Here is a 21,701-nt window from a genome sequence, read left to right on the forward strand (position 1 = left end):
ATTTTTAATTGAAAAAATGACGTATTATATAGAACGATCGAGGTGTGTGTACCCGCCGTCTACATAAAGTAATTGCCCCGTGGTATGGCTAGATTTACTAGATAATAAAAAAGCAACCGTATCTCCAATTTCTTCAGCCGTTGTCATACGATTTTCAAAAGGAATATTTTTAGTAATGGCTTCTAGCTTTTCTTCTTTATCTGGGAATGTACTAATCCATTTTTCGTATAATGGTGTGTAACATTCGGCAACAATTAATGCGTTTACACGAATGCTATATGGCAATAACTCTACGGCCCATTCTCTGGTTAAAGCATTTCGCCCACCGTTTGATGCAGCATAACCCGAAGTACCACCTTGGCCTGTATCGGCTGTTTTAGAACCAATATTTACAATAGCACCTTTGCTCCTTTTAAGCTCTGGTAATGCGTAGTGTGCCATTAGGTAATAATGTACAACATTACGTTTTAAAGACTCCATGAAACCTTCGTAATTACCGCTTTCTAAGCCAACACCATCGTTAACGCCTGCGTTATTTACTAAGCCATCAATTTGGCCATATTTTTCTACTACAGCTGCCACTGCTTTTTCGCATTGTACAGGATCGGTAAGTTCTGCTAATGCATAAAATATATCGATACCTTGTTTAGAAAACACGTCGATAACCTCATCTACACTGGCTTTATTTCTAGTTATAATTACTGGCTTAGCACCTTCACGAATTAAGGATTCTACAATCCCTAAGCCGATACCTTTGGAGCCTCCGGTAACTATAATAACTTTATCTTTTAAATTTAAATCCATAATTTGAATTTTAGTTTTAGTTGTAGTTCTACGTTTATAAATTGTAAATCTTTATGGCATTTTCGCCCATAATTTGGCATTGTTCTTCTTCTGAGAAATCGATAAAATAGTTTTCAATAATTTGTAAAACACTTTTATATTCCGCAGCTAAAAGACATACAGGCCAATCGGATCCAAATAGTAATCTATCGGTTCCAAAAGCATCGACCATTGTATCTAAAAATGGCGTAAAATCTTCTGGTTGAAAATTAAAATCTTCCGTTTCGGTAACCATACCCGAAATTTTACAAGCCACATTTTTAAATGTGCCTAATTTCTTAATATGCTTTACCCAATCGGGATCTAATCCTTTTGAAATTTGTGGTTTCGCGATATGATCGATCACAAATTGTTGGTTCGGAAATTTCTCGACCAACTTGACCACATTTGCCAAATATTTTGGAAAAATTAAAACATCGTAAGCTAAGTTGAATTGACTTAATTTACTAATGCCTTGCTGAAAATCTTCGCGTAAAACAAAGTCTTCGTTTTCTACTTGTAATAAATAGCGAACGCCTTTAAACATCTTGTTTTCAGAAAAATGTTTTAAGCGCGCTTCTGCATTATCTGCACATAAATCGACCCAGCCAACAACACCTTTTATAAAAGGATTTTTATGGGCTAAATCTAATAAAAATAGGGTTTCAGCTTCCGACGGATTGGCCTCTACCACAATGCAACCATCAATAGCATTGGCATCTAAAATAGGTTTTAGATTTTTAGGAAGAAAATCTTTTCTTATCACTTCCATAGAAGCATCAATCCAGCTATCTCTAACTGGATTGTAACTCCAAAAATGCTGATGCGCATCTATTTTCATTATTTTTTGTATGCTTTTACCGATTGCTTAGAAACACCTAAACCTTCAATACCTAATTCCATAACATCGCCAGGTTTTAAGTATGTTGGAGGTGTTAAACCTAAACCAACACCAAATGGCGTACCTGTAGAAATAATATCTCCAGGAAGTAAGGTCATGAATTGACTAATATGACTTACTACGTGTTGTACATTAAAAATAAAATCGGATGTTGAGCTATTTTGCATCATTTCTCCGTTAATTTTTAACCAAAGATTTAAGTTATTCGGATCTTTAATTTCGTCTGTTGTAGCAATAAAAGGTCCAACTGGTGCGAATGTATCACAACCTTTACCTTTACACCATTGTCCAGATTTTTCTATTTGAAAAGCACGCTCACTTACATCGTTATGTAAAACGTAACCTGCAATATGATCGAAAGCATCTGCCTCTTCTACATAAGATGCTTTTTTACCAATAACGATAGCTAATTCTACTTCCCAATCAGATTTTTCACTGTTTTTCGGAATAATAACATCATCATTAGGTCCCACTAAAGCGGTAGTCGATTTAAAAAACAATACCGGTTCTTTAGGAATATCCATACCAGCTTCTGCTGCGTGTTGTGCATAGTTTAAGCCCACACAAACAATTTTTGATGGTCTTGTTAATGGCACACCTAAACGTACATCGTCTGCTACGGTTGGGCAACTATCTTGGTTATCTTTTAACCAAGCTTTTAGTTTTCCAATACCATCGTTTCCAAAAAATTCTTCATTATAATCTGTTCCAAATGCCGATACATCGATTATTGTCCCATCTTCTAATTGAACACCTGGTTGCTCGCTTCCTACTGCTCCAAATCTTATTAATTTCATCTGTATAAGTTATTTTATGTTTATAAATATATATTTTTAATTACCGTTTAGTGTTACAAAACCACCATCGATAGCATAATTAGATCCTGTGATAAAGCCAGCTTCATCAGAACATAAAAACAGCACTAAATCTGCCATTTCTTGAGGTTTTCCCATACGCCCAATAGGTTGAGTTGCCGATAATTTTTCGAACATTTCCTCTTCTTTACCTGGGTAATTATTTTTAATAAAACCATCTACAAAAGGTGTATGTACACGTCCGGGTGCAATACAATTACAACGAATACCATCTTTTATAAAATCTTTTGCAATAGAATACGTCATCGTTAACACCGCGCCTTTTGTCATAGAATATGCAAAACGATCGTTAATACCAACTGTAGATGCAATAGATGCTAGGTTTAAAATTACGCCGTTCCCTGTTTTCTTTAAAGCTGGTAAACATGCTTTAATGCAATTGTAAACTCCTTTGATATTTACGTTGTAAAGACGATCTAAATCGGCTTCCTCACATCCTTCAATATTACCAACATGGGCAATACCTGCATTGTTAATTAAAATATCAATCGTTCCGTTTTCCGAAATCGTTTTTACAATACTATCCACATTAGCTTGGTTTGCAACATCACATTTATGAGCCGCTGCTTTTTCACCTAAAGCTTCAATTTCTTTCACTGTTTGTTCCGCAGCTTCAAGATTAAAATCTAGAATATGCACTTCTGCACCTTGCTCAGCAAACGTTAAAGATATGGCTTTACCAATTCCGCTACCGCCACCTGTTACAAGGGCTACTTTATTTTTTAAACTGAATTTTGTCATTTTTCTATGTTTAATTTATGTTTTATAATTATTAAAGAGACATACCACGTTTCCACGGAATAAAATCGTCTTGTCTTAATTGTCTTGCTTTTGTTTGTTTACCACTAGCCACCTCGATAACAAAGTCTAAAAGTTCTTCGCCAGCTTGTTCAATGGTTTTAGAACCTTCGATTATTGATCCCGTATTGAAATCAATAATATCACCCATTTTATTAAAAAGTGTTGAGTTGGTAGATACTTTTACAACCGGTGTTATTGGGTTTCCTGTAGGCGTACCTAAACCTGTAGTAAACAGAATAACGTTACAGCCAGAACCTGCTAAACCTGTTGTAGACTCTACATCGTTACCTGGTGTGCATAATAAATTTAAACCAGAAGTTACAACCTGCTCCGTATAATCTAAAACATCTTGCACTGGTGATGTACCACCTTTTTTGGCAGCTCCTGCAGATTTTATAGCATCGGTAATTAAACCATCTTTTATATTTCCTGGTGAAGGATTCATTGAAAATGCCGCACCTAAAGCTTCTGCTTTTGAGTTGTAAGTAGACATTATATGCGAGAATTTTTTAGCCTTTTCTGTACTTGTACAACGGTTAATTAACTCCTGCTCTACACCATTAAGTTCTGGAAATTCTGATAAAACCGTTGCTCCGCCTAATCCTACGATTAAATCGGAAACATAACCTAAAGTTGGGTTTGCTGAAATTCCAGAGAATCCATCCGATCCACCACATTCTAAACCAATTACTAATTTAGATAGGTTTGCTGGTTTACGTTCAATTTTATTAGCTTCCATTAAACCAACAAAGGTTTTCTTAACAGCTTCGGCCAATAATTCTTTTTCAGATACACTTTGTTGTTGCTCTAAAATATAAACGGGCTTGTTATTAGCATCCGCCATTTTACCTAAAGCATCTTGTAAGATACTTGCTTGTGCATGTTGACAACCTAAACTTAAAACCGTTGCTCCTGCAACATTCGGGTTGTTAATATAACCTGCTAAAAGATTACAAAGCGTTATAGCATCTGATGTTGCACCGCCACACCCACCATCGTGAGTTAAAAACTTAACACCATCTACATTCGGGAATAACAAGTTTTTGCTTGTGTCTTCGCCGTCTTTCAATATATTTTTATCTAGCATCGCTTCCGCGGAAACGCCAGACTTATAATCATTAATTAAGGCATCTACATCTAATCCTAAATGTTGTTTTTTACCATACCCTAATTTTTCAACTAGAGCTTGTTTTAAAACTTCAACATTTCTGTTTTGGCAGAATACCAAAGGAATAATTAACCAATTATTCTCAGTCCCAACTTTCCGATCGGCTCTGTGATAACCGTTAAATGTTTTATTTACAAACTTTGAAACATCTGGTGCTTGCCAAACTTCTTTTTCTTCGGAAGAATTAACGCCGTACTTTTCCGTATCATGAATAAGGTTAGTGGTACTAATGATATCGCCTTTTAAAATCTCCTTTTTAGCTTTTCCAACCAACACACCGTACATATAAACGGGATCGCCTTCTGCTAGAGTTTCAGTTACAAATTTATGCTTTGCTGAAATATCATTTTGAAGTTCATACACGTGATTTTCAAAGGTGATTTTATCTCCCTTTTTTAAATCTGTTAGTGCGACAATTACATTGTCTTTTTCATGTATTTTAAGTACGTTTTGTTTTGTTTCCATAAATACTGGTAAAATAAAGTGCAGCTCTACTGCTATAAAGAATTATGAATACAATAGTACTATAAGCAACCATTGAAATCTTCCAAATATTTGACCAATACTAATACTATTATTGCATTTGAAACAGAATAAAGTTTCAAAATGCAATTTTAAGACCTAATTAGCTCTTTTTTAGAGATTCACAATATGTTCTAAACTCACACTACTTGTATTCTAAAAATAACGTTAATCGTTTACAGATTCTACTGTAAAAGTTTCTTTCAATTTAATATCTACTGAAGAGGCTCCAATTAAAACCTCAAAATCTCCAGGTTCTACCGTCCAATTCATGTTTATATCAAGCAATTCCAAATCACTCGGTGTTAAAGTAAAATGGATGATTTTAGTTTCATTTGGTTTTAAATGCACACGATCGAAACCACGTAACATAGACTCGTAAGTGGTTACACTACTCACTTTATCTTTCAAATACATTTGCACCACCTCATCACCTTCGCGTTTTCCTGTATTTTTTATTTTGAATGACACTTCAATATTCGCCTGAGCTTTTAAAGATGTTCTAGAAATAACTAAATCGCTATATTCAAAAGACGTGTAACTTAAACCGTAACCAAAAGGATATAAAGGTCCTAACACACGTGTGTTACCGTAACCATTTGGTCCTGCTCCGGGTTGCCCTGCTTGAGAACCTGGTTTGTACGGAAAGTTTAAAGGAATTTGCCCTACCGATTTCGGGAAAGTTACCGATAGCTTCCCTCCCGGATTATAATCTCCAAATAAGGTTTCTGCAATAACTTCGCCGGCTGCTGTACTCGGGAACCATGCTTCTAAAATGGCAGGTAAAAATTTATTTTCCCAATTAATGGTTAGTGGTTGCCCGTTAATTAGAACTAAAACTACAGGTTTCCCTGTTGCATAAAGCGCTTGTACAAGTTGAAACTGACGCCCAGGAAGTCCTAAACTAGTTCTCGATTTGGTTTCGCCAACACGTTTTTCATCTTCGCCAACTACGGCAATAATAATATCAGATTTTTTAGCTTGTTCTACAGCAGCATCAATATCTGCTTGTTCTTTTACAGATAATGGCGTTGGAATAATTTCGCTTCCTGGCCAATCGGGGTCTACAATATCACAACCTTTTACAAAGCTAACATTGGCTTTATTTCCTGCATAATCTTTCACTCCTTTAAACACCGAAGTAGACGGATTAAAAGCCGGACCATATCTACTAAAAGTAAAACTAACCTCATCGGCTAATGGACCTGTCACTAAAATATTATCGATTTTATCGACATCTAAAGGCAATAGATTATTTTCATTCTTCAAAAGCACTAAAGACTCTCTATTTATTTGTTTTGAAAACGCCTCGTCTGCAGCGGTATGTACTGTTTTATCCGCCTCATCAGGGTTTTCAACATAAGGACTATCAAAAAGGCCTAATCTAAATTTTACTCTTAAAACATCAGCAACTCTAGAATCAATAGTTTGCATTGAAATTTTTCCTTCTGCAATTAATTCTCTTAAAGGTTCTACAAAAGATTCTGGAGTTCTAAACGTGGTTCTAACATTTAAACCAGCCTCAATAACTTGGCGTACCGCTTCTTTATAATCGGCCGCCACATGGTGTTTTTCCGAAACATATTCTACCGCTTCACTATCTGAAACCACATAACCGTTAAAGCCAAATTGTTCACGAAGTAATTCGGTTAAAAAATAAGGGCTAGCCGTAACTGGAACACCATCGTAATCATTATAACTACTCATAATTCCCATAGGCGCAGCTTCTTTAATCACTTTTTTGAAAGGATATAAATGCAGTTGAAACATTTCACGAGGCGCCACATGTGGGTCTGTTCTCGCATCACCATCTCTTGCTCCTTTTGGTACACTGTAAACAGCAAAATGTTTTAAAGTTGATGCTACGCCTTCCGATTGAATACCTAAAACCATTTGTTTTCCCATTTCTGAAATATGAAACGGTTCTTCACCATAACATTCCAAAACACGTCCCCAGCGTTGATCGCGAGCTACATCTAAAATAGGTGCGTAAACATTGGTATACCCTAAAGCTTTAGCTTCACGGCCCACAATAGTTCCGGCTTTGTAAACCAAATCTTTATTCCATGTGCTACCAATACCAATAGGTGCTGGCAGTGGCGTTGCTTTCTCATGACATAAACCGTGTACACCTTCATTAGTAAAATCTACAGGAATTCCCATTCTGGTTTCTTCAATAAACCACTTTTGAACGGTATTTATAGCTTCTGCATGCGTACTATATGGAAATGCATATTTGGTATGCGTTTTTTCCTGATTCCAAATGGTATTTAAATGCTCATCAATATTTGCAATACCGTCTTTCCAAACTCTATTTTTCCATTTATCGTTTGGCATTTCATCTTCTAAAACACGAGAATAGCCATATAATGTTACTAACTGACAGGTTTTCTCATTAACATTCATCAACGAAATTAAGTTGTTAACCCTAGCTTCTAATGGTGCTTTAGAATCTTCAAAAACATCTTTAGCGCCATTTTTATTAAAATCTATCCAACCTTTATGATAAATATCTTTATTATCAGGTTTCATGCCCGTAAATAGAAATGAAACAGCAAGTGCTAGCGTTATTTTGTAATACTTCATTCGTAAATTATATTAGGTCTTCTATTATTCTGAAATTAACTGGTATACTCTAAAATTATCTGCTGTCATGTGGTTTTTCACGGTTCTAAATCCGAAATACCCCGAAGTATATGGATTAGCATCTACAAAATCGGACACCAATTGATTGTCTCTGTAATACTGCACAATACCATGGTTTGCTATTATTTTAATATGATATGTTTTGTTAGGTTCCAACATAAATTTAGAATCGCTCAAATCGTGTTCTGGTAGTAAAGGACGTTCGCCATTACCAACATAACGTCTAAATCTTGTGGTTTTATTGTGGTTACCGCCAAGTCCCATATAATACAACTTCAAGCTATCGTAATTTGAAAATTTACCACCACGCTTATCAGAATTCGCAAATAAGTTGGTTGGGTTTTCAGGATCGTTTGCCATCCAAAAACAGTTAAGATCTGAAACGCGATCGTTTGCACCACCATCTTGAATTACAAAAACATCATATTCGATAACTATCGGGCCTTCAAACTTCTGTTTCAACCAAACGGTACAACCAGAAACATCGTTAATTTCCAGTTTGCTATTTTTAACCTCTACAGTACCTTCTGGCATTTGCTCCACTTGCCAATTATCTAATCCTTTATCAAAATTTTCTTTAAAAAGTAATTTCGTTTTAAACGTTTCTCCTTTTATTTCTATGTTTTTATTAATATTGAAACATGATACTACCACTAGAATAGAAAGCGCTACTAGCCCTACAGAAAGTCGTTTTTTGTTATATTTAAAGTTCTTCATTTATATTATTTTTTTAATTAACCTGTTTAATTAAAACTAAACTCCATGGTGTAATCTCGTGGTTAATTTTTAAGGTTCCGTTTTTATCAGCTTTTACAAATTCCGTTTTCATGGTGTTTGCGTATGCCTTCATGACTTTAATTTCCTCACGTGTTGGCGGTTCTGGTTTACCCATAGACTCCCAGAAATTATGAATATTTCCATGATCTTTATCCAAAATCTCAATTTCAAACATGGTATTTGCATCTAAACCTGTTAATTTAAAATCTAATTTTTTTGAAGTTCCAGACTCACGTTTATCTGTTCCAAACGGTACAGCATCCTCATATTCTACGGGATAATTGTAAGCTAAAGCTACTACGTTTCCTGTTAAAGCATCCTTACTTACAAACAGATAATCATCTTTATACAATTTCTCGTTTCCTAATTCATGAAGCATTCTATACGCGTGATACGATGGTTTTACTAAACCTTGAAAATTTATCATTCCGAAACCACCATGAAAAATACTTGATGCACCACCTTTTTCTTCAAAAATATCGGTAAACGTCCAAAACGCTAAAGAGTTTGTTAAGCCAATACAATCTAAATTAGATTTTACAATATAAGCGGCCGCAGGTAAACGATCGTGCATTTCATCGCGACTACTTGGGCTGGTATTCCACTCTGTTAAATGAATTTCAACATCTGGATAATGACTTTTTTCTATGGTTTCGTTCAGCCATTCTAAATCTAATTTAAGCGACTTCGCAAAACGTGTTAAACCCTTTCCTTTACCTGTTTCTGGGTTAAAAGCATAATCGGTTGGGTAAGGATGTGTGGTTACAAAATCTACAGGTAATTTCTCTTTATGGCAATACGCTAAAAAATCTTCAATCCATACGCCATGCCACTGCAAGCTATTAATATCCTTTGCATTAAATACAGCGTCAGATGCTTTATCATCTGTAGTTTCACCATCAAAACGGGTATCTGGCACAAAATTACTCGTTGATGGTCCGCCAACTTTTAAACGTTCGTCCACAGATTTCACAGCTAAAGCAGATTGCTTATACAATTCAAAATACTGAGATTTCGTTCCGTCCCAAAATAATGGGTATAAGTTTGGCTCGTTCCATACTTCAAAATACCAAGTAAGTACCTCTTCCGTTCCGTAACGATCTACACAATGTTGTGTAAAGGCTTTAACTAAATCGTGCCATTTCTCGAAAGAATCATCGGCTGGTGTAATATTAGCTTTCCACCAAAATACTGTTTTAGAATTTTCGGCTGCCATACTCGTTGGCAAAAACGCTAATTCTACAAATGGCTTTACGTTTAAATCTAACATACGATCGAATAAATCGTCGATATATTGCCAGTTATAAACCGTTTTACCTTTTTCTATAATAACAGGAAACATATCGTCGTGAAACAATCCGTGAAAACGCACATATTCAAATCCACAATTTTCTTGAACTTGCCCTAGCTGTTCTAACCATCCGGCTCTTAAACCTTCGTTAGCACGACCTGCTCCTACCATTTTACTCCAATAATGATCGAATTGTTCGCCAGTATCGTTTACGTTAACCGAAATTTTTTGTTGTGCATTTAGAGACAAAACGCCTCCCAAAATAAATGCAACAATGGCTTGTTTTAGTTTTTTCATTTTTTATATATTATCTTATATTTTCGATTATTTACTAGTAATTATTTCGTGATTATTATAGTATTAATAGACTTGGCCTCGACGGAAACCGTAATGGTATTGGTGCCTAATTCTAAATTTACATTTTGTTTTTTGTCTTCGGGATTATTCAGTAAAACCAAAGTTCTTCCATCTTTTAACCGAAATGCTAAATGATTTTTTCCTTCGGAAGATTTTAAATAATGATCACCCGGCTGAACAAAATGAGATAAATGTTTAAACAAATAAAACTCATCAGTATAAGTAACTTTTTTAGTTTGCTTATCGATAACCACCATAGAATTTTGTGGCCATCCCCAGGCACTTTTTCCTGTTTCGTCTAAAACCATATTCCAATACATATGAGAACCAGCTTTATTATTAAAAAAGTGCACTAAAGTTTCCCAAGAGCGATCAAACGACGTCCAATCATTCTCGCCTTCACCACACTTATTCTCGGTTTGCATGTATTTTAAATCTGGATATTCTTTATTTATAGCAGGTATAGCGTTAGATCCTCCCCATTGAAAACCAACACCTTTAATATATTTAGCTGCTTTTTTGTTATCCAAAATAGTGCGCACATAATCTGGCTTACTCCAGTTAATGGTACCTAACCAAATTTCGGTATCCAAACCATCTTCTTCTAATTTCGGACCTAAATAATCGCCTATAAATATTGAGAAATCTTCGGCTCTCCACGTGCAACTTGGCCAGTTTGGCGCATAGGCAATTTCGTTTTGTGGTTGAATTGAAAACAAATCGACCCCTTCTTTTTTATAAGCTTGAATAAATTTTGAAAAATATAGTGCATAAGCTTTTAGATACTGATCTTGCATTTTAAATGCTGTTGCATTACTCAGTATTTGAGCACCCGGATCCATTCTATTTCCGTTGGCACGATTATTCCAATCGCCGGCACGCAGAGAATAATGTTCGTTAACCTTCATCCAAGCTGGAGGCGTCCATGGTGAAGCCCAAATTTTTAAATCTGGACGAGCCTTTAAAGCCGCTTTTAAATATGGGATTAAAATATAACGATCTCTATCAATATTAAAATCGCGCATTACAAAATCTTCTGGAACATCATTATGTGAATAATAACTTAACGCATAATCTGAAGCTCCAATTGGAATACGGCACATAGAAAAATTACAGCCCTCTTTAGAAAATAAAGCATTAATAACGTCCTTCCCGCTATCGGCATCTAGCGTATTAATAGCTTCCCAACCTAACTCGTTAAACGCGCCGCCAATACCATCAACTTCTTGCAATAAACTATCTGCATAAATTTTAATATTTGCACTCGTATTTTCATTTGTTTTTTGCAAAAACTTTTTAGCCTTAACCCAACGCTTAGAAGCTGTGGTATAAGTTAGTTCTACGTTCTGTGCAAAATGAGTCTGGCTCAATAAAACAAACACTAAAATGATTAAATAAGAACTTGATAACTTGATAGACTGAAGGGATTTCATAATTAATGATATTTAAATATTACTCCGTTAAAAACACAGAAGCCGGAAGCCCGTGATTATTATACAAGTTTGCACCTTCCGGATTTGATGACCAAGCATAACGAACAGCCACAGGCATCAAGCATTCTTCACTCCAAACTTCAACTTTATTTTTTGAAATTATTTTTGCTTGAGCAGGATACCATTCGCCATCTTTTCCTTTTATTTCAAACCATTTTAAAGGTTGATTTTTAACTTCGGAAACAGGATTTAACAAGTGCTTATGACCTACAATCAAACCTTCTCCAACCTCTGAGAATGTAATTTGTATTTTGTTTCTTTTTATTTTATGTGAATGATATAACGGTCCACTAACAGCAGAAACCTCTACATTGTAATCGTTTTTTAAAGCCCATAAAGCCAAGCGCTTTCCTGCATCCATTTTATTATGTGGGTGCACATCTTTAGCTTCACCAATATCATAAAGAACAGCCATACCGGTATGCGGTAATTTTAAACTTTGCCTTAATTGATTGTTAACCGATGCCCAACCTAAATCGGAACGTTTATCTGGTACTTCATAATTTGCCAATTGCATCCAGTAAAAAGGTAAATCTTCTTGGTTCCAATCTGCTCTCCAACTTTTTATTAACGCAGTAAAATAATCTCTATACTCTTCTTCTAAAAAATGCGAATTGCTTTCACCTTGATACCACAAAACCCCTTTTATTTTAAACGGCATAATAGCAGACAACATACCATTATAAAGTGTTGCCGGCAATTGTTTATCTAGTGATGGATGTGTAGAAGGATAAGGTTTAGGTGTTTTCTTTCCGCCAGCTTCCCAAGCTTTAAACTTTGCTGTGAAAGTGGTATCTACATAATTTTCTACAGATACTCTTTCTATAATTTCATTAGATTTTTTTCGGCTAGCTTCAAAATAAGCTTTCATATTTGGGTCGGCCATATAAGTCGCTTCCGAAAGCCATGGCTGAATACGTGTACCTCCCAAAGCACATTCTAACAAACCAATAGGCACATTAACCTGCTCGCGAACTGCTTTAGCAAAAAAGTAACCTGTTGCAGATATTTTACCGATTTGTTCTGGTTTTGCTTTTCTCCATTGATCGTCAAAATTTAATTTCTTTTCGGAAAGTGAGGATGTTGGCTGCACTTCTATATGGCGAATCCAATCGTCGTTTACTGTTGCAACTTCATTTCGAATATACTCAACTAAAGGCTGGTCTTTTGGATCTCTAGAGTTTTTAACAAATTTCGACATAGAGAAATCCATATTCGATTGCCCTGCACATAACCAAATATCTCCCGACAATACATCTGTAATTTCAATTGTATTTTTTCCGGAAACGGTAATTTTATGCGGACCTCCAGCTTTGGGGGTTTTGATATCCAAACGCCAAGTTCCATCTGTATTTGTTATCGCTGTAGCATGTTCTCCCCAACTTGTCAAAACCTCAACTTTTTCATTTGGATCTGCCCAACCCCAAATAGGAATTTCGGCATTACGTTGAATGACCATACGGTTAGAAAACAAACTATTTAATTCTACATCTGCAAACCCAAATTTTGGTATGAAAACAATTAGAATTACGATAATTTTAATACTGATTTTCATCTTAAATATTATTCAAAAATAAACAGCAAAGCCTGTTGCTCTACATACTGCAATTTGAAAAAAAAAACAGAAATAGACTATAACTCCATACCCTTAGACTATAAACAATGATTCATATTGGGTATTTACACGTTAAAAGCCAAGGTTTTCGGTGTAATTCATGAAATTATCACACTAAAATCACAACTCAAATGCTATTGCTTTTTTAAGTCAAAAACTCTAAAAATTCATCTTTTAAGATTAAAAACAGATTAAGAAAAATGGTTTAATTTGAGGCGAAAAAACATGAATTACACTCTTTTCTAACGCGTAATTATTTTAAGAATTTTTCCATAGGAATAACCTCTGAAAATTCTTTAATTTCTATATTTTGATAGAATATTTCGGCTGTTTCAGATTGAAAACCAATGATACCTTCGCTAGGGTTTAAATTGAAAGCCATATTAACGATTTCTCCATTTAATTTATGAATAGTATATGCACTGCCCATGACTATAATTTCGCAATGATTCCATTCACCGTTTAAGGCGTTATAATTTTCGGTAGGAGAAGCAAAGTGTAACCAGCTTTTTGTTTCATCCAAAACACCACCTGCTTTTGGATTTAAGTAAGAGTCGCCGTTTGGATCAGAATACCAATCGTATTTTACACCTTTCGGACGAATTAAATCGCCTGTATGGTTTTTATTAGTTACTTGGTTGTAACGCACTTGATACTCAATACCGGTTGGCCAAATTTTATCATCTGTAACGTGATAATACACGCCTGCATCATATTGCCACCTCTCAAAATTATTGGCTATTTTTTCACCCCATTTATAATCAAATTTCAGAATGTATTTACTGTATTTCTTTTTGGTATAAAATAAGCCGTGCGTCCCATTTTCGCCTGTTCCTAAATCTAAACTATCTGGTGCATCTTTAAAAACGTGTACCATTTCATTTTCAATAGCAAAAACCTCTTTAGCCATTTCCGCATCGTCATTTCTTAATTTAAGATACCAACCATCCCAATTTTCACCATTAAATACTTTAACAAAACCTGCATTATCTGTTGCATCATTTTGAGCCGTTCCTTTGGTTGAATATAAACTAAATGCAATTATAAAAAAGACGCATAATGTAATTTTAGAAAGTTTCATATTGTATATTATTATTGAATGATTACCAGTAAAAACAGGACACAAAAAGTTACTGTATTTGCTTTTAGCTAAATTATTTATACGCTTTTTTATTTCTTATAAAGCATCGTTTTTTTGATGTAAATTATAGTTCATTTACTATTAAAGCATAAAAAAACAGCATTAAGAATCATCTTAATGCTGCTGTATTCAATCTATATAAAACCTATTATTGTTTTACAATACGCTTAATAAACTCATTATTTCCTACCTTAACTTTAAGTAAATAAATTCCCGAAGAAAGTTTGGAAACATTGATTTCTGAGGATGTTCCACTAATATTTTTCGTTAACAAAACTCTTCCGTTTAAATCGTAAACATTAACGCTTGCTTGGTTAAGTTGTTTACTTTTTATTGCTATTAATCCGTTAGTTGGGTTTGGATATATATTAAAATCTAACGTTTGTTCTATATTGTTTACGTTTAATGTTACGGATACCATAATAGTACCGAACTCCTTCCAAACATCAGCCGCTTCATAAGCCGCTTTAGCTTCTTCACTTGGCACAAACAACGTCGCATCCGCAAGATTTACACCGGAAAACTCAGAAGCTGTTATTGCAGCTGGAACTGGGTTTAAAACTTTTACAGTACTTAAATTATTAAGGTTTAAAAATGCGCTAGCACCAATAGAAGTTACATTTTCGGGAAGAATTATAGATGTTATACCCGTGGCATCTCTAAAAGTTTGCGACGGAATTTCGGTTAACAAAGTTGAAGCCGATAAGTCTACCGTTTCTAAATTTGTCATTCCTCTAAAAACACTTGTTCCCATAGTTGATAATGTACTCGGTGTTGTTAAAGAAGTTACACTTGAGTTACCGTTAAACGCTCCGCTACCTAAAGATTCTGCACTACTCATAATATCAGTTATCTCAAGAAGTGTAGTAGCAACAAAAAAGCCTCTGCCATCAATTACCGTGATACCATTTGTTGTTGTAAATGTTACCCCTGTTAAACTTCCACCTCTAAACGCTTGATAGCCTATTGATGTAACTGTACTTGGTAATTTAATAGTTTCTGTGCTACTGCCGTTGAAAGCATTATCTCCTATTCTAGTAACCGTAAATGGCGTTTCTGTTTCTGGGCTTGTTGCTGTACTTGGCACAACCACATTAACTAACGAGCTAGATATAACCTCGGCTTCGTAAGGGTCTAAATTCGTTACTTTATATTCTATATCTTCAACTATAAATGTATCACCAATAGTATTTTGCTCTGGTTCTACAACTACAATATTATCACAGTCAGATACCGTATTAATAGTATTTCCTGTACCATTATCTGTAACTGTACCGGTGGTATTAATAATGCAAGAGCTTACTGTAGATAAAATTTCAACAGGCATATCTGTACAAGTATTTAAAACGGTTCCAGAAGTTGATGTACTTCCTAATGGTGAAAATGGATTAGCTCCCGATGGTCTGGTAGCTCCTAATAAAATAGGATGCACTTGCGGGCGAGTAACATCATTCCACTTTTTAAGTGTTACGTCATGGTTATCCCCTCCAATAGTTGCAATAGCATGTAACGTAGTTGTTGCCACATTTGCCATTAAAGAAAGCTCTACGGTTGAAGCACCACCGTTAAGGTATAATAACGGTCCATTAACAGCATCACCTCTACTATTTTCAATAGTTACTTCTTCCACTTGATAACCTGCTTCGCAACCTGTAGCTTCACAGTTTTGCATTAATACATCGCCTCCATATCTAGTAAAAGCAAAACCTGAACGTGTGTTTTTGGCAACGCAATTAATAAGTGTAATAGCGCCTGTAGTATGCCCATCAACGCCACCTGCACCGTATGAACGATATCCAACTTCACTTAATGATTTTGTATAACCCGGCGTAATAACTTTATTCCCCTCATAATTAGTATAAACTGCTGCAAAATCTCTATCGAAAGCTGGTCCTGATGTTTCAGCTAACATATCATCGGTTGTTCTCGTTGTTGATTCCGCATGGCAATCTTCAAAAAGCACATTTCTTCCGCCTTGAATAAAGAATAAATGTCCAAATGCCTGCGAGTAAATAGAGCAGCCTTTAATAGTAATATTTAATCCCTCAACCAGTAAACCACTATGCTTACGTAAGCTAACTAGGTTACCGTCTCCTTTCCCTAAAAGATCTCCATAACCGTAAGGATAAGAACCATTTATATTTAATGTAACACCTTCCATGATATTGTTTTCTCCTGCAATAGTCACAGATTGCATGCCAGGGCTTGAAGGTGCCGAATTCCCAATATCGGTTACTGTTAAGCCTTTAATGTTTACAAAATCCCCTGTAACATATAACTCAATAATACGAGTGCCATAATCATTTAAAAGCTCTGAATTTATTTCAATAGTAACACCTGTTAAATCGAAATTGTTATTACTTCCGCTAAATTCAATCATAGCGTGCCTATTGTTCGCATCAGGAACCGTATTCTCAATAACCTCAGGCGTTAAGTAATCTTCCATTTGATAAACACCTGGAGCCATAACTATATTTTGGTTTGAATTGCCAGCCGCATTAGCAAGCTCAGCAACACTAGAAATTGTTGTTTGCCCAATTGCTCCAAAAGTGGCAAAAAGCGTTAATGATAAAACGAATAACATTTTATTCATTTTAAATAATTGTAATGTTGTTTTCATACGTTTAGTTTATGGTTATTTAGTTGATAGTAAACTTACCATTAACCATAGTTTAATTCTATAAATTATTACTTCATCACTTTAAATTATTGCTTTTTAAAGACTTGAAATCCTATAAACTAAAAAAAGTCTTACATAAAAAAAGTTCTACCAAATAAATTTGATAGAACTTCTCACTTTAAATAATGATTGAATTGGTTGGTTAATACGAATTACAACTTCACTATTTTTCTTGTTATATTTTTCGATGTATCGGAAATCATAAGCATATAAATACCGCTGTTTAATTGATACACATCTAGTTTTATGTTATTCGATTTTGGTTTAGTTTCCAAAACTTTCTGACCACTTAAAGCAAAAACCTTAATACTAGTTTTATTTAAATTTAAGTTAGCTGAACCTAATGAAATATTAAGCGCATTTGAAACTGGATTTGGATACATACTGATAATAGTATCTTCGGCATTAACATTTAACGATGTTCCAGCATATTCGATAACCAATTCCGGGACTGTTTCGCCAAGTTCTTTTGTGTAAAAATCGATACCAACACCACTATTCGCAGGGTCTTTAACAGCAAACGTGATCACCTTATCTCCGTTAGCTTCTTGAGCTACATAAGATGATACATCCCATTCACACCATGTACTTGCAGCTGTTGTAATTTCAGATCTCGCATTAGAATAGTCCGGTTTATTATTCCATGTTATTCCTGTTTCCGTCCAACTATCATCAGCCACATCATACACTGTTCTTAAGTCTCTATATCGTGTTCTTTGATATAACCTAAGCTTTGCTGAAATCACATCTCCAAGAAGTGTGCTTAAATTGAATTTTAAAATAGCATAACGCGCATCTACTTTTGTAACCATCGATGTTGCTTCTCCAAAATTATCATTTGCTTTTCCTTCATGCACATACGTATCGGCATTGGCACCTAAACTCAAAGTACCAGCAACCATAGACACAACGGTTAATTCTTGTGAAACGCTAGGCGCTTCATTAAAAACAGCATCACCTTCTTGTGTTGCAGTGATAGTGGTTTTTCCCAATCCAACAATATGAACCATACCATCTACAATTGTTGCAACTGATGTGTTTGAACTTGAATAGCTCACACTTAAATCTGAAGTAGCTGTAGCTTCTGGATCAAAATCGTCCCCATCTAATAGTTTATTTGATATTGTAAAAAACTGAATAGTTTGATCTTGTTTTACAATTCCTGTTTCAGTTAAAGTAAAATTATCTAATTTGAAAGCATTAGAAACTCCTGAAAAATAAATTTTTAAACTTTGAACACCTTTTTCTAATTGAATATCTTCTGCAATAACATAATCTTTCCAATCGGAATCTCCCTCAGAATGAGGTGCTCCAAATGGCACGGCTTGTTCTATTGTTTTTTCTTCACCTCCAAAACTAAATTTAACAGCACCTCCTTCTTGAGAAGCAGCATATTTAATACTAATACTGTAAATAGCAGTCTCTGGCACCGAAACCGTATAGGTTAACCATTCTCCAGCTTCTATGTCTGTTAAATTATATCCTCCAGTTGCTATAGTTTCAACATCTACGTTGTCCATCATTCGGTATGCTCCACCTGAATTCCCAACGCTTAAATCGTTATAAATTCGACCTTCACCATGTTGTAATGGATCGTAATCAAAGTTTTCCGCTTCAATAACTTCTGCTATAGTATGTACTGCATAATCGGGCAAACCATTAACATCAAAACCTATTATTGGATCTCCAAAACATTCTACGGGTCTACGAAACGTAAGTGCCCCCCAACCAATGGCATCATTACTCCATCCTGCTTTTTCGTAACCTCCTAATTCAATCGATTTATCTCTTGCACGTTGGGTCCATTTAGCTTCTTCTTCAGTTTTAAAACCTCTACCAATGTAATGTGCAGTAGACATTTCCCAATTTGGACGAATGGACGTAAAACCACCAATACCATCAGGACTCATAGATTTAGAATACCATCTCCCGGTTCTATCAAATCCTGTTATAAAGTTATCAGGTTCCCAAGCAGTGGTTTGATCTGGGTAAGACGCTAAAGCCGATACATTATATTTCAATGAAAATTCTAGACCTTTTAAAAATCGATCACCCTCATGACTATATAAATCATCACCTTGATTCCACGCCATTTCTGCCATAGAACCTAATAAACCTAGACCAAACATAACGTGGGCTTGATCTCTAGAAGATTCTTGACATTGTCCGTTTTCGTATATATAATTAGTCATCACCTCGTTATATCCATAATTCGCTTCGGTATAACCACGATCAATACCGTAAGTATCTGAGTGTTCTCCAACTGCGGTAGGCACTTCACTACTTGTATTTGGTCCGGCAGGATATGCTAAATCTCCTGTGTGCTCATCTAAAGTACCTTTAATATAGTGATATGCACGATTGTACATAGTTTCGTTATCTAAAAAGATACCCATAGCCATTACAGTACGCCAGCCTGAAAGACCTTGATTTCCATGTCTTACAGGGTCTCCTAAATAAGATTTCCAGTAAAAGGTTGCATTATTTCTAATATCTGCAGGCTCTGTAGTAGTAGAATATCCTGGGTACACCAACATATCTTTAAAAGCTTGTACATCTGCAGCTTCCCAACCTGGGTAAGTACTTTTGATAATTTCCGCTGCTTCTACCATAATGTATGCCACTCCTCCACTTAAAGCCTCAGTTCCTCCACTAGTTACCGATGTTAAATTAGACCAAGCTTTAAAAATTTCAACGGCTTTATCGGCATGTCTTGTGTCTCCTGTAATATACCAACGGATGGCATTGTAATAAGCCGCTCGAATATCACTATTCCAAGCGCCATAGTTTACACCAGAGTCTCTACCTAATTCGGTAAAAGTTTCATCACCTTGTACTACATAATCATAACTCGATTTAGAATCTAAAACCATATCTTGATACGAGGCGTACCAAGGATCAACTTCTGCTTCAACCATATATTTCATACGGTCTAAATCTGATTTTTTATGAGAAATACCTGGATGAATAAATTGAGCGCGAGCCACAGTAGGCACCGTTGGTAATGCATAAGTTGCTGGATCGTTCTGGAAATTTTTAGAATCGACATCGGTTACCTTTAACCAATACCAATATTGCGTTCCGTTTTCCACGGAAGTATCTGTATAACTCGTTCCTGTTAAACCGTTTTTAATCAATTGGCGTCCACTAGCATTATCATCAGTATCTCTAAAAACACCTACATTTTGAATATCTATATTTTCAATATCCCAATCTAAAGTTACAAAACCATCTCCTGCTGTTGCAGAAAGCTCAACGCTTGGTTCTCCAGATGATGGATTAGCACTCGCCGCATTAGAATTTATAGTGTTTTCTGAAATATCGCTCGCTTTAATCCAGTACCAGTAATCTGTACCTCCAACAACCGAATTATCGGTATACGTTGTTCCAGACACATTACTCGCAATTAAAGTACGTCCGCTAGCATCAGCATCTGTATCTCTAAAAACATCTTGTCTAACGGTTGTTACGTTATCTAAAGTCCAATTCAATTCCACAGTATTAATACCTGATGTAGCACTAAGTAAAATACGAGTTTGATTGGTTTGATAAGCACAGTTAACACTTGCATCAGAAATATTACCAGATTCGTTTACACCACCTGGCAAGCTATAGTCTGCACTATCATCATCCGTATCATTTCCGTAGGCATTATTATCAGTTACAATTCCGGTAACACCGTTAACACCACTTATACCTTCTAATGTATTATTTGAAACACAGTTTCTTCTAATATCAATATTTGTTGTTGGCACACCTTCGGAATTAGCTAAAATCCCCACATTACCATTATTTTGCACAATACAATCGTACACTAAGTAACCATCGGTATTTGCTGCTCGAACACCTCTAAAATAGTTGCCCGACATCTCACAGTTGTAAATTTTAATATCCTCACTGTAAGAAATATTAATACCATTTGCCGATGTAGAATTTAAAAACCGACTATCTCTAACTTCTGCACCATATACACGACGTAAGTACATGTTATGTGCAAAACCTTCTTGTCCTGCCGTTCCGTTTTCATCAAACAAACAATCTTTTACTAACAAGTTTTTTGTTCCTTTAATATGAACACCCCAACCCGTTTTTGTACAATGCACATTTAAAATCTGGACATTATCATGTTCCACATCATCATTAGCTGTAATTTCTATTCCTCCACCATTTGCGGCATTGGTACCTTCTATAGCCAAATTTTGAATAATGAGATTCACTAAATTTTCTGAATCTGCAATAATCATTTTCATGTTTACCGTAGTTTTAAGTAAACTAGCCCACTGGCCTTCACCTTGTAAAGTGACATTACTTTTCATTCTAACAGGTACAGTAATATTATGTGTTCCTGAAGCAAGGGTTACAATACCTCCTCCACTAGCAGCGACATTATCTATTGCGGCTTGAATATCGCCTCCTGGAGCTACAGTTTCATCGGTTGCCCAAATAGATAGGGATAAAAAAAAGAAACAAACGAAACACATCGAATGTTTAAAAAAATAATAGTTCTTCATTCTTTAATTAGTTTAGAAAGAAGGCCTTACTCTGGTAACATTTGGGGTATTAAGAATAAATAGGCTACCTGCGTAGCATACTTAAAATGGTTATGTAATGA

At 35.4% G+C, this 21,701-nt stretch carries 13 protein-coding genes; all 13 read right to left on the reverse strand.

The window, feature by feature from the left end; genetic code table 11:
- Positions 1–24: 24 nt before the first annotated feature.
- The 13 genes from DFQ06_RS07180 to DFQ06_RS07240 all read right to left on the reverse strand — a co-directional run bounded on the left by DFQ06_RS07180 (position 25) and on the right by DFQ06_RS07240 (position 21,600).
- Positions 25–804: an L-fucose dehydrogenase gene (locus DFQ06_RS07180; protein ID WP_133966876.1), complete on the reverse strand. Its 780-nt coding sequence runs from the start codon at positions 802–804 to the stop codon at positions 25–27.
- A 34-nt stretch (positions 805–838) separates the two neighbouring features.
- The gene (locus DFQ06_RS07185; protein ID WP_133966878.1) at positions 839–1,663 is read right to left on the reverse strand and encodes an amidohydrolase family protein; all 825 of its coding nucleotides are present in this window, start codon (positions 1,661–1,663) and stop codon (positions 839–841) included.
- Positions 1,663–2,520 (reverse strand): fumarylacetoacetate hydrolase family protein, encoded by an 858-nt coding sequence (locus DFQ06_RS07190; RefSeq protein ID WP_133966880.1) that lies wholly within the window; start codon positions 2,518–2,520, stop codon positions 1,663–1,665. The genes DFQ06_RS07185 and DFQ06_RS07190 overlap by 1 nt, the downstream gene beginning before the upstream one ends.
- Before the next feature lie 36 nt (positions 2,521–2,556).
- Positions 2,557–3,339, reverse strand: a complete 783-nt coding sequence (locus DFQ06_RS07195) for an SDR family NAD(P)-dependent oxidoreductase (RefSeq protein ID WP_042497407.1) — start codon at positions 3,337–3,339, stop codon at positions 2,557–2,559.
- 31 nt (positions 3,340–3,370) lie between these two features.
- Positions 3,371–5,032, reverse strand: a complete 1,662-nt coding sequence (locus DFQ06_RS07200; RefSeq protein ID WP_133966882.1) for a UxaA family hydrolase — start codon at positions 5,030–5,032, stop codon at positions 3,371–3,373.
- 225 nt (positions 5,033–5,257) lie between these two features.
- Positions 5,258–7,675 carry a glycoside hydrolase family 3 N-terminal domain-containing protein gene (locus DFQ06_RS07205; RefSeq protein ID WP_133966884.1) on the reverse strand — a complete coding sequence of 806 codons (2,418 nt, stop codon included), beginning with the start codon at positions 7,673–7,675 and terminating at the stop codon, positions 5,258–5,260.
- 24 nt (positions 7,676–7,699) lie between these two features.
- Positions 7,700–8,452, reverse strand: coding sequence for a DUF6250 domain-containing protein (locus DFQ06_RS07210; RefSeq protein WP_052415214.1), 753 nt, complete (start codon positions 8,450–8,452; stop codon positions 7,700–7,702).
- Between the two features lie 13 nt (positions 8,453–8,465).
- Entirely contained in the window at positions 8,466–10,100 is a 1,635-nt protein-coding gene (locus tag DFQ06_RS07215; RefSeq protein WP_133966886.1) for a GH39 family glycosyl hydrolase, read from the reverse strand.
- A 41-nt stretch (positions 10,101–10,141) separates the two neighbouring features.
- Positions 10,142–11,593, reverse strand: coding sequence for a glycoside hydrolase family 30 protein (locus DFQ06_RS07220; protein ID WP_133966888.1), 1,452 nt, complete (start codon positions 11,591–11,593; stop codon positions 10,142–10,144).
- Between the two features lie 19 nt (positions 11,594–11,612).
- Entirely contained in the window at positions 11,613–13,208 is a 1,596-nt protein-coding gene (locus tag DFQ06_RS07225; RefSeq protein ID WP_133966890.1) for a sialate O-acetylesterase, read from the reverse strand.
- Between the two features lie 313 nt (positions 13,209–13,521).
- Positions 13,522–14,349, reverse strand: coding sequence for a 3-keto-disaccharide hydrolase (locus DFQ06_RS07230; protein ID WP_133966892.1), 828 nt, complete (start codon positions 14,347–14,349; stop codon positions 13,522–13,524).
- A 208-nt stretch (positions 14,350–14,557) separates the two neighbouring features.
- Positions 14,558–17,029: a leucine-rich repeat domain-containing protein gene (locus DFQ06_RS07235; RefSeq protein ID WP_133966894.1), complete on the reverse strand. Its 2,472-nt coding sequence runs from the start codon at positions 17,027–17,029 to the stop codon at positions 14,558–14,560.
- A gap of 212 nt (positions 17,030–17,241) precedes the next feature.
- A complete protein-coding gene (locus tag DFQ06_RS07240) occupies positions 17,242–21,600 on the reverse strand; it encodes a CBM96 family carbohydrate-binding protein (RefSeq protein ID WP_133966896.1) in 4,359 nt (1,452 codons plus the stop codon).
- Positions 21,601–21,701 lie beyond the last annotated feature (101 nt).

Origin of the sequence: Algibacter lectus, from assembly GCF_004368925.1 — a bacterium.
Taxonomy (GTDB): domain Bacteria; phylum Bacteroidota; class Bacteroidia; order Flavobacteriales; family Flavobacteriaceae; genus Algibacter; species Algibacter lectus.